Raw genomic sequence first — 12704 nt, 5'->3', positions numbered from 1 at the left:
GATGTCAAGGACATTGTGTGCCCGGGTTCGGTACGGTCCGCAAGCGGGGCGGTACACAGAGTGCTTACCGTGGTGGGGACAGCCGTCCGTGCAGGCGGGGCACCGGGCTGCGGGGCCCCGCCGGAGCGTCACGGATCCCGGTGCACCGCGGTCGCGGCGCTCACCAGGCGGATCGCCGGCAGGCGGTCCCGTACCGGCAGGAGAGAGCGTGAGCCAGCTGCGAGGTCCCACGTCGGCCGGCCCGCCGCCCGGCCCGGTACCCGTCCACGGCGCCCCGCCCGCCCTCCGGGCCTGGGCGCACGCGCTGGGGACGGCCGTGGCGGGCTTCCTCACGATGCTCGTGGTCGCCACGCTCGGCCTGTGGGCGGCCGGCGCCGCGGACCTCCCCGACGGGGCGCTCCCCTCGGTGATCGCGGCGACCGTGGTGATCGCCGCCGGCGGCTCGGTCGGCCTGTCGGGCAACGCCGGAGTCCTCGCCCAGGCACACGCGGACCTCGACGCCGTACCGCTGTCGGTCACCCTCGCGGGGGCGCTGGTGACCGCCGCCGTCTTCCTGCTGCCGCTGCGCCACCGGGCGGTGGCCGGCACCGGGGAGCTGCTCGCCCGGATCGCCCGGACGACGGTGTGCTGGCTGGTGATTCTGCTGCTGTTCGCGCTCGCGGCCTCGCACGACTTCCGGATCTCGGTCGGCAACGACATCGCCGATCAGCTCGGCGCCGATCTGGGCGCCACCCCCGTCGTCGGCTTCCGCGCCGATGTGCCCGCGACGCTCGGTGTCGGGCTGCTGTGGGTGCTGGCGCTGCTGGTGCTGACCTTCCTCATCTCGCGCCGGGCCCCGCTCTCCCCGCAGCTGCTGCACTACCAGGACTCCGTCCGGCCGCCCGCCTTCGCGATGCTGCTGACCCTGCTCGCCTACGCCGTGATCGGGCTGGTCATCGGCATCGTCGAGCTGTTCACCCGGGGGGATCCGGCACGGACCTTCGCCGTGATCTTCCTCGGGCTGCCCAACCTGGCCTGGATGGCGCTGGGCATCGGCACCGGCGGCGGCTGGGTGGGGCATGTCGACAAGGCCGTCGGGCTGCCCGTGCCGTCCGCGCTCGACCAGGTGCTGCGCACCCGTGGGCAGCGGACCCTGGACCTCGGCGCGCTCACCGCGCACGACGGCCGGGCCTGGCTGCTGGTGGCGGTGGCGGCCGTGGTGCTGCTCGGCGCCGCCTTCGCCGCGGCGGTCCGCTCCCCGGCCCGGCGCCCGGCCTGGCGGCACGCCGTCGAGATGGCCGTGGCACTGGCGCTCACCCTGCTCACCGTCGGACTGCTCACCCGGATCTCCGCACGCTTCGGGCTCTCCCTGATCGGCGTCGGCAACCTCGGGGGCGGCCTCGGCAACGCGGTCACCCTGGAGCCGCAACTCCTGCGGCTGGTGGGGGTGGGCCTGTTGTGGGGGCTGGTCACCGGCTTCCTCGGCAGTCTGCTGGCGCGGCGCGTACGGCACCCGGGTGAGGTGGCGGCCCCGGAGCCGCCGCGGGAGCCCTGACCTCTCAGGCCGCCGGCGGCTGCTCCGCGCGGCCCGGGAACACCGGGGTGGCCCAGCGCGGTGGCGGCGGTGGCGCCGGGCTGCGCCGGCCGCCCGGGTCGGCCTGGGCGTCCACCTGCGTCGGCGGATGCGCGAGGGCCGCGCCCGCCGCCGCCCCGGGCCCGGCGGTCCGGCCGGCGGCCCGCAGCGCCGCCACAAAACCCCGGCAGGTCTCGTAGCGGTCATCGGGCGCCTTGGCCAGGGACTGGGCGAACACCGCGTCGACGGACTCCGGCAGATCCGGCCGCTGCTGCGTCACGGCCGGCGGCGGATCGTACTGGTGGGCCCACAGCAGTGCCATGTCGTCGTCGCGCCGGAACGGCGGCGCCCCCGTCAGCATCTCGAACAGCACGCAGGCCAGGCTGTAGACATCGCAGCGGCCGTCCACCGGGCGGCCCGAGATCTGCTCCGGCGCCACATAGTCCAGGGTGCCGACGAACTGGCCGACGCTGGTGAACCCGGTCAGCGACAGGGACTTCTTCGTCAGGCCGAAGTCGGTGAGGTAGGCGTGCTCGGGGCGGTCGCTGTCGGTGCCCTCGGCGATCAGGATGTTGCCCGGCTTGACGTCCCGGTGCACCAGGTCGTGCGCATGGGCGGCGTCCAGCGCCGAGGCCACCTGGAGGGCGATCCGGCAGGCGGTCTCCAGTGGCAGCGGGCCGTCGCGGTCGAGCAGCGCCCGCAGGTCCCGCCCCTGGACGTAGCGCATCGCGATGTAGAGCACGCCCTCGGTCTCCCCGGCCTCGAAGACCGGGACGATGTGCGGGTGGTCGATCGCCGCGGCGACCCGCGACTCATGGGCGAAGCGCTGCCGGAAGGTGTCGTTCCGGGCGAGTTCGGGCGCCAGCAGCTTGACCGCCACGGTGCGGCCCAGCCGCAGATCCTCCGCCCGGTAGACCACGGCCATCCCGCCCCGGCCGATCTCGTCCTGGAGCAGATACCCGGCGAGCTGCCGCCCGCGCAGCGTGGGGGAGTCGGGGGCCGTGGCACGCTCCTGGCCCCGGCCCGCCGCCTCCTGCCCGTCGTTCACCGGAGGTCACCCGCGTCCGGCGGCCGGCGGCGGGCCCCCGGGGTCCATGGCCCGGGTCCGGTCGGGGTCCGGCGGGGGCGGCTGCCCGTCCGGCGGCGCGGGCCCCGGGGGCGGTTCGGGCGCGGCGGGCCGGGGCGCGGCGGGCTCGGGGCCGGCCGGCGCGGGCGCGGCCGGGGCGGCAGTCACCGCCGGATCCGCCGTGGCGCCCGGCCCGCCCGCCGCGGCCTGCCGCCCGTCCGGCTCGTCCCGCGCCCCGGAGCCCGGCTCGGCCGGCGACTGCCGCCCCGGCCGCGAGGAGGGCTTGGACGCCACGGCGTACGTCTGCAACGACACCCCGTCGCAGTAGCACCAGCGCTCGTGCCGGGCGTCGTACAGCCAGACCGCGTCACCGTCCACGACGACGCCCAGCCGGTTGCCCCGGGTGCGCCGGGCGAATGACTCGCCGTCCAACTGCCCGGCGGCCAGCTCCTCCACCAGGTGCCGGTACCGGGTCAGTTCCCCCTCGACGGCGCCCAGCAGCGGCCGGGGGTCCGCGGTCCGGGCGGCGGGCTGTGCGGCGGCCGGCGGCTCGCGCGGGACGGACAGCAGCAGCCGGCCGTCCACCCAGGTCGACCAGCCGTTGGAGCACAGCGCCAGCGCCCAGTCGCCCCGGCGGTCGATGACCTGGACGGGAAGCAGCGGGTCGAGCGGCGAGGCCGGGCGGGTGGAGTCCGGCGCCGACCAGGTCGCCATCCCCTCCGGTGGGACGACATGGCTGGGGAGGAAATCGGGCGAGGTCATCGGCGACTCCCGGGCGCTAGTCACGCATGATCTCGGGCTCGTGCCGCCGCAGCAGCCGGAGCACCAGGAAGCCGAGGATCAGCGAGAGCACGACCATCATGCCCATGTTCAACAGCCAGATCCCCAGGGAGTGCTGGAACAGCGGGTCGGAGGTCCCCTGCGGAACGAGGTGGTGCAGATCGATGGTGCCCGCCATGGCGCCGAGCGCCCACCGGGACGGCACCAGCCAGGCCAGCTGCTCCAGCACCGGCACGCCGGTCAGCTTCAGCAGCGCACCGCAGAACACGACCTGGACGATCGCGAGGAGGACCAGCAACGGCATGGTGACCTCCTCCTTGCGCACCAGGGCGGACACGAAGAGGCCGAGCATCATGGCGGTGAAGGCCAACAGGGCCACCGCCAGGGTGATTTCGAGCAGGGGTGGCAGCAACACGCCCTTGCCGCCGGGGGCGTTCAGTTTGACGCCGAACAGTGCCACCAGGGTCAGCACCACTGCCTGGACGACCGTGATCACACCCAGCACCAGCACCTTGGACATCAGATACGCGGAGCGGGACAGGCCGACGGCTCTCTCCCGCTGGTAGATCGTCCGCTCCTTGACCAGTTCCCGTACCGCGTTGGCGGCCCCGGTCAGCACCGCACCGACGCACAGGATCAGCAGCGCGTTGATCGCGGCCGACCCCTTGGCGAGCGAGGACCCGGCCAGGGCGTGCGCCATCGCCCCCATCACGAACGGCAGCGCCACCATGATGACCAGGAAGGTCCGGTCGGCGGTCAGCGCCGCCGCATAGCGCCTCACCAGCGTGTTCAGCTGTTTGCCCCAGCTCTGCGCCTTGGGTGCGGCCACCGGCCCGCGCGGCGCCTCGGGGGCGCGTGGCGGCTGGTGGGACTCCATGGCGATGTGGCGGCGGTGCTCCGGCGAGGCGCGGAATTCGCCCGCCCAGTCACGGTCCTTGTCGTTCTCGAAGGCCTCGAACGCCTCCGGCCACTGCGCGTACCCGAAGTAGGACAGTGCCTCCTCCGGCGGCCCGTAGTAGGCGATGGTGCCGCCCGGCGCCAGGATCAGCAGCCGGTCACAGACATCGAGGCTCAGCACGCTGTGGGTGACGACGATGACCGTACGGCCGTCGTCCGCCAGGCCGCGCAGCATATGCATGACGGAGCGGTCCATTCCGGGGTCGAGCCCGGAGGTCGGTTCGTCGAGGAAGAGCAGGGACGGCTTCGTCAGCAGCTCCAGCGCGACGCTCACCCGCTTGCGCTGACCGCCCGAGAGGCTGTGGATCGGCTGGTTCACCCGCTGGTCGAGGCCCAGTTCATGGATCACCTCGTCGACCCGCGCCTGCCGCTCGGCCTTCGCGGTGTCCTCGGGGAAGCGCAGCTCCGCGGCGTAGCCGAGCGCCCGGCGCACGGTCAGCTGCAGATGCAGGATGTCGTCCTGCGGGACCAGCCCGATGCGCTGCCGCAGCTCGGCGTAGTCGCGGTAGAGGTCACGGCCGTCGTAGAGCACCGTGCCCTCGTCCGCGGGGCGCAGCCCGGTCAGCGCGTTGAGCAGCGTCGACTTGCCCGCGCCGCTCGGTCCGACCACGGCGAGCAGCGACTTCTCACCCACCGGGAAGGAGACCTGCTCCAGCAGCGTCTTGCGGCCCTTGTCGACGCGGACGGCCAGGTCCTGGACGTCCAGTGACACCTCGCCGGTGTCGATGAACTCCTGGAGCTCATCGCCGACCAGGGCGAACGCGGAGTGCCCGATGCCGACGATGTCGCCGGGGATCATCGGGGCGCGCTCCACCGGCTGGCCGTTGAGGTAGGTGCCGTTGTGGCTGTCCAGGTCGACGATCTCGAAGCCGTCCGGGCCCGCGCGCAGCTCCGCGTGCCGGCGGGAGACCGTGAGGTCGTCGACGACCAGGTCGCTGTCGGGGGCGCGGCCGATCCGGGTGGTGCGGGCGGCCGGCAGCGGCCGTACCGCGCTGGGGCGGCGGAAGGTACTGGTGCCGGCGGGGTGGGAGACGGCGGAGGGCCGCTCGACCCGGGTCGGCCGGGGCACGACGGAGAGCACCGCGCTCGGCCCGTCGGCGGGGTTGCCGAACCGGATCACACTGCCCGGCCCGACGCCGGACTCGTGCACCCGCCGCCCGTCGGTGTAGGTGCCGTTGGTGCTGTCCTCGTCCTCCACGGTCCAGTGCCCGGCCTTGGTGCGGAGCACCGCGTGATGCCAGGAGACCCGGGCGTCGCTCAGGACGACCTCGCCCTCGGGGTCCCGTCCGACGTGGTAGACGCGGCCGGGGTCCATCACCTGGGTGCTGCCGCCGGACTCGACCACGAGTTCCGGCGCGGTGGACGCATCCTGCCGCTCGGCCATACCAGAATTTTACGGCGGAGGAACCCGCTCCGCCTCTTCGCGCGTCCTCGCCGCGGCCCGCAATGCCCCTGCCCAAAGCGGTATTTCGCGGCGTGATCCACCTTTATCCGAGCGAATACGACCGGTCACTCGCGAGAAAGGGCACAGGTCAACTAGGGTGAGCGATCCGATTGGCCTCACCTGCAAATTCCATGGAAATGCCGGAATTTGTTGCGCTGATCGAAGGAAGTCCTGTCGAACCAGGACGATAAGTACAGCGCAGGGCTGCGTGGTGCCGGCAAACACCGCAGAGCGTCGGCTTTGTAGGACCCAGCCGGCCCGTCCGCCCTTTGTGGTGCGGCGGCGCCGGTCCCTTCTTATTCACCTACCTCCTGAAGGCAAGGCAGAGATGGCACGAGTCTCCCGACAAGACCCCGAGCAGTTCTCCCGTGAAGGCACGCACCCGGTCGACGAGGTGCTCCCGGTCGCCAAGCTCACGCTGTACGGATTCCAGCACGTTCTCGCCTTTTACGCGGGCGCGGTGATCGTCCCGATCGTCGTCGGGAACGCCTTGGGCCTCTCCCATGAAGAGCTGGTCTATCTGATCAATGCGGACCTGCTGACCTGCGGTATCGCCACGATCATCCAGGCCCTGGGCATTTGGAAGATCGGCGCCAGGCTGCCGCTGGTCCAGGGCGTCACCTTCACCGCCGTCTCGCCGATGATCGCGATCGGCCTGGGCGCCGGCGGCGGCACCGCGGGACTGCTCGTCGTCTACGGCGCGGTGATCACGGCAGGCATAGCGACCTTCCTCTTCGCGCCGTTCTTCAGCAAGCTGGTGAAATACTTCCCGCCGATCGTCATCGGCACCATCCTCACCATCATCGGCCTCACGCTGATCCCGCAGGGGCTGCAGGACGCGGCCGGCGGGGCGAAGCTGATCGGACACCCCGGGTACGGCGACCTCAAGAATCTCGGATACGCGCTGGGCACCCTGCTGTTCATCCTGGCCGTGGTCCGCCTGGGCAAGCCCTACCTGAGCAGCCTCGCCGTCCTGCTCGGCCTGGTCGCCGGCACGGCCGTCGCCTGGTGCCTCGGTGACGCGGATTTCGGTGCGGTGAAGAGCGCCGACTGGTTCGGCGTCAGCACGCCGTTCCACTACGGAATGCCGAAGTTCGAACTCTTCCCGATCATCGCCATGGTCGTCGTCATGCTGATCACCATGGTGGAGACCACCGGAGACGTCTACGCCATCGGGGAGATCACCCGTAAGCGGGTCGACAACGCCACCGTCGCCAGCGCCCTGCGCGCGGACGGTATCGCCACCGTGCTCGGCGGCGTGCTCAACTCCTTTCCGTACGTGGCATTTGCCGAGAACATCGGCCTGGTACGGATGTCGAAGGTGATGAGCCGGTTCGTGGTGGTCGCGGCCGGCTGCTTCATGATGGTGATGGGGCTGCTGCCCAAGGCGGGCAGTGTGGTGGCCGCGATTCCGCATCCGGTGCTCGGCGGCGCCGCGATCGCGATGTTCGGCATGGTCGCCACGGTCGGTGTCCAGATCCTGGGCAAGGTGGATCTGCGCGAGGAGCGCAATGCGCTGATCCTGGCCGTCAGTTTCGCCGCCGCGCTGCTGCCCAACGCGGTCGGGCCGTTCTTCCAGCGGATGCCGGAGGACGTCCGGGCGGTCCTCGACAGCGGGATCACCCTGGGCAGCCTGACGGCCGTCCTGCTGAACCTCTTCTTCAACGTCTTCACCCGCCGCAAGACGATGGAGATCGACTGGGACGAGATCGAGGCCGACGAGCCGGACGAGGCACCCCGGCCCATGGACGCCTACGCGCCCACCGACCCGTACGGCCCGGCCGACCCGTACGGCGTCCCGGGCCCGCACACCCAGCACGGCGCCCCGGGCCCGCACACCCCGCAGCAGCCGCACGCCCCGCAGTACCCGCAGCAGCCGCAGGGCCCCCAGTGGGGGGCATCCGGCCACTGAGTCCGCCAACGGCCGCGGGCGGGGCGGGACCTGTCACCAGGTCCCGCCCCGCCCGTTTCCGCTTTCCGTCCGTCGGCCCCTCCGCCCCTCCGCCCCTCCGCGCCCCGCCGCGCACCGTCCCGTCAGTGCGTGGTCACGGTGTTGAACGGCGGTGCCTCGCCCGCGTCCCCGATCAGCTCCCAGAAGTGGTCGACCAGCCGGCGCAGATACGCCGAACGCTCGGCGGCGACCTGCTTGAGGCGGGAGTCGTCGTTACGCGCCACCACGTGCCCCATGTAGCGCTCGGAGAACTCCGCGAACTCCGCATGCATCGTGCGCAGCGCGTCGCCCACCCGGGTCTTGTTCAGTGTGGTGATCGTGACGACCGGGCCGACATGCGACTTCCAGCGCCCGTCGATGGCCGTCCGCAGATGCCCGGCCAGCTCCTCGTTGTGCCCCATCACGCCGATCAGCTTGCGCAGCGACAGCCCGAGCGCGTCCACCAGCGCCTTGGTCTGCCGGTAGTCACCCGTCCACTGCTGCGCCGCCTCGGCCGCATGGTAGCGGGCCGGGTCCATGTCGATCAGCTGCGCCAGCCGCTCCACGCTCAGCTGGCGGGCCATCCGGTGTTCGGCCAGGGTCCGCGGCTCGACACCCATCAGCACCGTCGGCGGGCACCACAGGACGTCGGCCAGGGCGAACAGCTGAGGCTCGGTCGGGAACTGCGCGCCGTACTCCCAGGCCTCGACGAGCTCGGGACGCACCGGCGCTCCGCACGCCGTCATGGCCTGGGCCACCTGAGCCGTGCTCAGGCCCACCCGGGCCCGCGCGGATCTGGCTTCTGCGGGGGAGAAGGGAGTGCTGTACACGTTCGGGACACCTCGCTGCACCCGGCGGACGAAGGGTGCTTGGGGGGGACTGGAGATGGAGGAACATCCAGGAGCGGGCAGATTAACAGATGGTCCATACGTACGAATCTCCAGTTCGCCCTTCGGATTGAAGGCGTGCGGGGCCCTGGAGACCGTGGTGCGGGGGATGTGCGCTATCTGTCCGATTTCACGCCTCAACTCGCTTACCGGGTATAGCCGATGGCTCGTCATTTACCGGGCGGTAGCGATTCTTGAGACCGGGTGGTCGACAGGACGTGATGGGAGCGTGATGCGGGCGACGGGGCGGCATCGACGCGAGCGGCCGGGGTGATCTCGTCGAACGGCGCGGCGCTCACGTCGTGCGGCGCGCGGACCGGGGCCACGGAGCGGGGTGCGCCGCCTCTCATCGGGCGGGCCGTGCCGCCGGTCTCCGGGCGGGGTGTGGCGAGTGGTGCCTCGCGCGGCGCCGCGCCGGCCCGTGGCCGGGGGCGGCGCCGCGGCCGGGCTCAGAACGCGGAGTTGGCGAACCAGCGCGCCAGCAGCTCCTCGTCGCCCGTGGTGTCGACGGTGTCCGCGTCGCGGTCGAGGCGGCCGTACAGGAGGAGCAGCAGGTCCGCGGCGGGTGCCTCGACACCGGCGTCGGCAGAGCCGGCTTCGGCCTGCGGGGCGAGGCCGAAGCCGTCGGGCCCCAGGCGGACCAGCCAGTCGCCGGCCGTGTCCGTGCACCGGAAGCGGAGCGTCTCGCCGTTGCCGCGCAGGTGCGCCACCTTGGGGGCGAAGGAGGCCGCGAACGGCAGATTGACCAGGAACTCGTCCACGCCGTCGGCCGCGAGCACGGGATCGACCACCGCGCGGAGACCGAGGGCGCGCTCGGCGTCGGTGCGGTGCACCAGCGTCTCGAACAGCATCCGCCGCATCCAGAAGCGGGCGTGCTGGTCGACGCCCCAGGCCCACATCGCGGCGTCCGGGTCGGTCCCGGCGAAGGCGTCGGCCGCCTCCGCCGCGCTCGCCGCCAGCCAGTCGGCCCAGCCACGGTCGTCCGTGCCGTCCGTGGGCAGCTGCCAGTCCACCTCGCGGCTGCGCGGCGGCTCCTGGACGCGCCGGCGCAGCAGGCCCGAGAACATCCGCTGCACGTTCCCGGTGTGCCCGACCAGGTCCACCAGCGTCCAGCCGGGGCAGCCCGGCACCGGGACCGAGAGGTCCGCGCCGTCCAGTACCGCCACGAACCGCGCCGTCTCCGTCGCGACGGCGGCGCGGTGCACGGCAGGGGTGACGGCCGTCCGGCCCGGGGTGTCCGAGGTGTTCATGGGTGCCGCTCTTCCGCTCTGTACGGCCCGGCGACCTCACCGGCCGGGCCTCTGCGCGCAGCCTGCCACAACCGGCCGAGGGGGACGGCGGCCGCCCGGATCAGCCGACGTGGACCCGCGGGCGCCGGGCCCGGTCGGGCTCGGCGCGGCGGAGGACCTCCCGGGTGACCGGCGCGACCTCACCGTCACCGAAGACCAGGAAGCGCAGCAGATGGCTGAACGGATGGCCCTCGGTCCAGTTGAAGTAGGCGTGCGGGACCTGGCCGGAGTGCGCGCGCAGCTGCATCAGGACGGCGGCGATGGTGTTGGCCACGCCGGCGCCCTCGACGCGCAGGATCTGCGCCCCGTACCGCTCCTCGCCCGTCACGTGCAGATCCGTGGTGAAGTCCGAGGAGTCCCGGACGGTGACCTCCAGGAACAGCACCGGCCGGCCGTCGGGGATATGGGTCTCCTCGCGCTGGCTGTACTCCTTCTCCTGGTACCCCGCCGCGTCCCGCTCGTTGGGCTCGTTGGCGATGACCCGCAGCGGTCCGGCCGCCATCGCGGCGCCGATCAGCCGCTCGGCCGTCTCGTCGAAGTCGACGTGGACGGCGCGCAGTTCGAAGGCCCGGTGGACACGTGAGGCGAACGAGGTCAGCAGGATGCCGAGGATGAACAGCAGCGCGATCTTCAGGCCGTCGGGCCGCTCGATGACATTGGTGACCAGGGTGTAGCCGAAGACCAGGGTGATCGTGCCGAACCCGAGGGTGGCCGCGCGCAGGCGGCGGTGGCGGGCGGCGACGGTGGAGGCGAAGGACGCCGAGAGCATCAGCACCAGCACGCCGGTGGCATAGGCGCCGCTCTGCGCGTCGACGTCGGCGTCGAAGAAGAAGGTGATGCCGAAGGCCGTGGCCAGGAAGATCAGCACCAGCGGACGCACCGCCCGGGCCCACTCCGGCGCCATGCCGTAACGCGGCAGATAGCGCGGCACGAGGTTGAGCAGTCCCGCCATCGCCGAGGCACCGGCGAACCAGAGGATGGCGATGGTGGAGATGTCGTAGACGGTGCCGAAGGCCTCGCCGAGGTGCTGGTGCGCCAGATAGGCCAGCGCACGCCCGTTGGCCGAACCGCCGGGCTCGAACTCCTTCTGCGGGATGAGCAGGGTGGTCGCCAGGCTCGACAGCAGCAGGAAGCAGCTCATGACCAGCGCCGCGGTGGTCAGCAGCCGGCGGGTGCCGCGGATCCGGCCGGCCGGGCGCGCGGGGGTGTCGGTGGCGTCGCCCTGGATCTGCGGCATGACGGCGACACCGGTCTCGAAGCCGGACATGCCCAGCGCCAGCTTGGGGAAGACCAGCAGCGCCACCCCGACGATCGCCAGCGGCGAGGAGTGCGCGGCGGTCATGGCGCCCCACCAGTTGTCGATCACCACGGGGTGCGACAGCACCTGCCAGGCCGAGGTGGCCAGGACCACGATGTTCAGCGCCAGATAGGTCCCGACCAGGCCGACGGCTATGCCGATCGCCTCACGGAAGCCCTTGAGGAACACCGCGCCCAGGGCGGCCAGCAGCACCAGGGTGATCCACAGGTTCGCGCCGTGCAGCAGCGGAGGGGCGAACGGATTCTCCACCACGTGCGCCGAGGCGTCCGCGGCCGACAGCGTCATCGTGATGATGAAGTCGGTGGCGGCGAACCCCAGCAGCACCAGGACCAGCAGCTTGCCCGCCCACCACGGCAGCAGCCGCTCCAGCATCGCGATCGAACCCTCGCCGTTCGGGCTCTCCTTGGCGACCCTGCGGTACACCGGCAGGGCACCGAACAGGGTCAGCGCGATCAGGACGAGGGTGGCGAACGGCGAGAGCAGCCCGGCCGCCAGCGCGGCGATCCCCGGCTGGTAGCCCAGCGTCGAGAAGTAGTCGACACCCGTGAGGCACATGACGCGCCACCAGGAGTGCCCCTTGTGCTCGGCCGGCGGGGTGCCGTGCGGGCCGGGGTGGCGGGCGGCCTGGCTGCTCAGCCCGTCCAGGAGCCAGGCGCGCCACCGCCGGGAGGTGGTGGCGGGAGTCGTGGGGTCCGCCTGGACAGTGGTGGTCATCTGAGTACGTCCTGCCGGTGATCGGTCGTCGGGTTCGGGCAACGAGCAGCGAGTATGCATCACCGTGCGAACGGTGCCGCGGCCCGCCCCGCACCGGACGGCATCGGCCGCGCGCTCCCGGCGTCAGTGGCGCGTCAGTAACGCGTCAAGAAGCGTCCGCCGCCCGTACGCACGGTGTTAAGGTCCGGGCCGCGGCGCTCCCGCGCGGCGGGCGGCGCGCAGTCTGGCGGCAAGGGTCCACCGCGGGTCCACGGGACCGGACCGGTCCGCCGCAGGGGCCGCAGCAGGAGGTGTTCCCCGTGGCCGTCCTCCACCGGCCGGTGTCCGTGCACCGCCCCCGCTGTCACCTGCCGCTGTCGCGGGCGACGGCGCTCCGCGCGCGCCCGGCCCGCCCGGCGCTGCGCCGCGGCACCCTCGTCCGTGATCTCGCCCTGCCGCTCGGCGCGGTGGGCGCGGCGCTGCTGGTGACCGCCCTGACGCTGGCCGGGCCCGGTGCCCGTGCCCCGGTCGCGCCGGCCGTCTTCGTCCTGCTGACGGTGGCCGTCGCCGCGCTCGCCCGGCCGGTCGCGGTGCCCGGCGTGGCCCTGGTGTCGTGGCTGTTCTACGACGGCTTCGTGCTGAACGGGCACTCCGACCTGGCGTTCCGGGCGCAGGACCGGACGGGTCTGCTGGTGCTCTGCTGCGCCGCTGCCGCGGGCGCGTGCGGGGCCGCCGCCCTGCGCGCCGTCCGGCGCCGCACGGCGGGCTGACCGGTCATGGCGGGGGCG

The 12704-nt window shown here is 72.6% G+C and carries 9 protein-coding genes; 3 read left to right on the top strand and 6 right to left on the bottom strand.

The annotated features are described in order from the left end of the window. Positions 1–208: 208 nt before the first annotated feature. Positions 209–1534 carry a streptophobe family protein gene (locus OIU81_RS07320; RefSeq protein WP_329145055.1) on the top strand — a complete coding sequence of 442 codons (1326 nt, stop codon included), beginning with the start codon at positions 209–211 and terminating at the stop codon, positions 1532–1534. 4 nt (positions 1535–1538) lie between these two features. On the opposite strand, the gene OIU81_RS07315 is transcribed toward OIU81_RS07320, so the two are convergent. From OIU81_RS07315 to OIU81_RS07305, 3 genes are read right to left on the bottom strand one after another with little or no spacing between them, the layout of a single operon-like run. Continuing rightward, entirely contained in the window at positions 1539–2600 is a 1062-nt protein-coding gene (locus OIU81_RS07315) for a serine/threonine-protein kinase (protein WP_443073940.1), read from the bottom strand. A gap of 6 nt (positions 2601–2606) precedes the next feature. Beyond that, positions 2607–3380: a hypothetical protein gene (locus OIU81_RS07310; protein ID WP_329145053.1), complete on the bottom strand. Its 774-nt coding sequence runs from the start codon at positions 3378–3380 to the stop codon at positions 2607–2609. 16 nt (positions 3381–3396) lie between these two features. Continuing rightward, complete coding sequence (locus OIU81_RS07305; RefSeq protein ID WP_329145050.1) at positions 3397–5739, bottom strand: ABC transporter ATP-binding protein/permease; 2343 nt, start codon at positions 5737–5739, stop codon at positions 3397–3399. Positions 5740–6127: 388 nt separating this feature from the next. On the opposite strand from OIU81_RS07305, the gene OIU81_RS07300 reads away from it, so the two are divergent. Continuing rightward, entirely contained in the window at positions 6128–7711 is a 1584-nt protein-coding gene (locus OIU81_RS07300) for a nucleobase:cation symporter-2 family protein (RefSeq protein ID WP_329145048.1), read from the top strand. A gap of 122 nt (positions 7712–7833) precedes the next feature. On the opposite strand, the gene OIU81_RS07295 is transcribed toward OIU81_RS07300, so the two are convergent. From OIU81_RS07295 to OIU81_RS07285, 3 genes are all read right to left on the bottom strand, one after another. Beyond that, positions 7834–8559: a transcriptional regulator gene (locus OIU81_RS07295; RefSeq protein ID WP_329145046.1), complete on the bottom strand. Its 726-nt coding sequence runs from the start codon at positions 8557–8559 to the stop codon at positions 7834–7836. Between the two features lie 506 nt (positions 8560–9065). Further along, positions 9066–9866: a maleylpyruvate isomerase family mycothiol-dependent enzyme gene (locus OIU81_RS07290; RefSeq protein ID WP_329145044.1), complete on the bottom strand. Its 801-nt coding sequence runs from the start codon at positions 9864–9866 to the stop codon at positions 9066–9068. Positions 9867–9966: 100 nt separating this feature from the next. After that, positions 9967–11937, bottom strand: a complete 1971-nt coding sequence (locus tag OIU81_RS07285) for an amino acid transporter (protein ID WP_329145042.1) — start codon at positions 11935–11937, stop codon at positions 9967–9969. A 299-nt stretch (positions 11938–12236) separates the two neighbouring features. Between OIU81_RS07285 and OIU81_RS07280 the strand changes: the two genes are divergently transcribed. Further along, a complete protein-coding gene (locus tag OIU81_RS07280) occupies positions 12237–12686 on the top strand; it encodes a DUF4118 domain-containing protein (protein ID WP_329145041.1) in 450 nt (149 codons plus the stop codon). Positions 12687–12704: the final 18 nt, after the last annotated feature.

Origin of the sequence: Streptomyces sp. NBC_01454 (assembly GCF_036227565.1) — a bacterium.
Lineage (GTDB): Bacteria > Actinomycetota > Actinomycetes > Streptomycetales > Streptomycetaceae > Streptomyces.
Note: the sequence above shows the minus strand (reverse complement) of the source record. Positions and strands in the feature narration are given on the sequence as shown.

What these genes read in the sequence shown, in the direction of transcription:
- OIU81_RS07300 (WP_329145048.1), top strand. Translation starts at nt 6,128, where the DNA reads ATGGCACGAGTCTCCCGACAAGACCCCGAGCAGTTCTCCCGTGAAGGC.
- OIU81_RS07310 (WP_329145053.1), bottom strand. Translation starts at nt 3,380, where the DNA reads ATGACCTCGCCCGATTTCCTCCCCAGCCATGTCGTCCCACCGGAGGGG.
- OIU81_RS07290 (WP_329145044.1), bottom strand. Translation starts at nt 9,866, where the DNA reads ATGAACACCTCGGACACCCCGGGCCGGACGGCCGTCACCCCTGCCGTG.
- OIU81_RS07285 (WP_329145042.1), bottom strand. Translation starts at nt 11,937, where the DNA reads ATGACCACCACTGTCCAGGCGGACCCCACGACTCCCGCCACCACCTCC.
- OIU81_RS07305 (WP_329145050.1), bottom strand. Translation starts at nt 5,739, where the DNA reads ATGGCCGAGCGGCAGGATGCGTCCACCGCGCCGGAACTCGTGGTCGAG.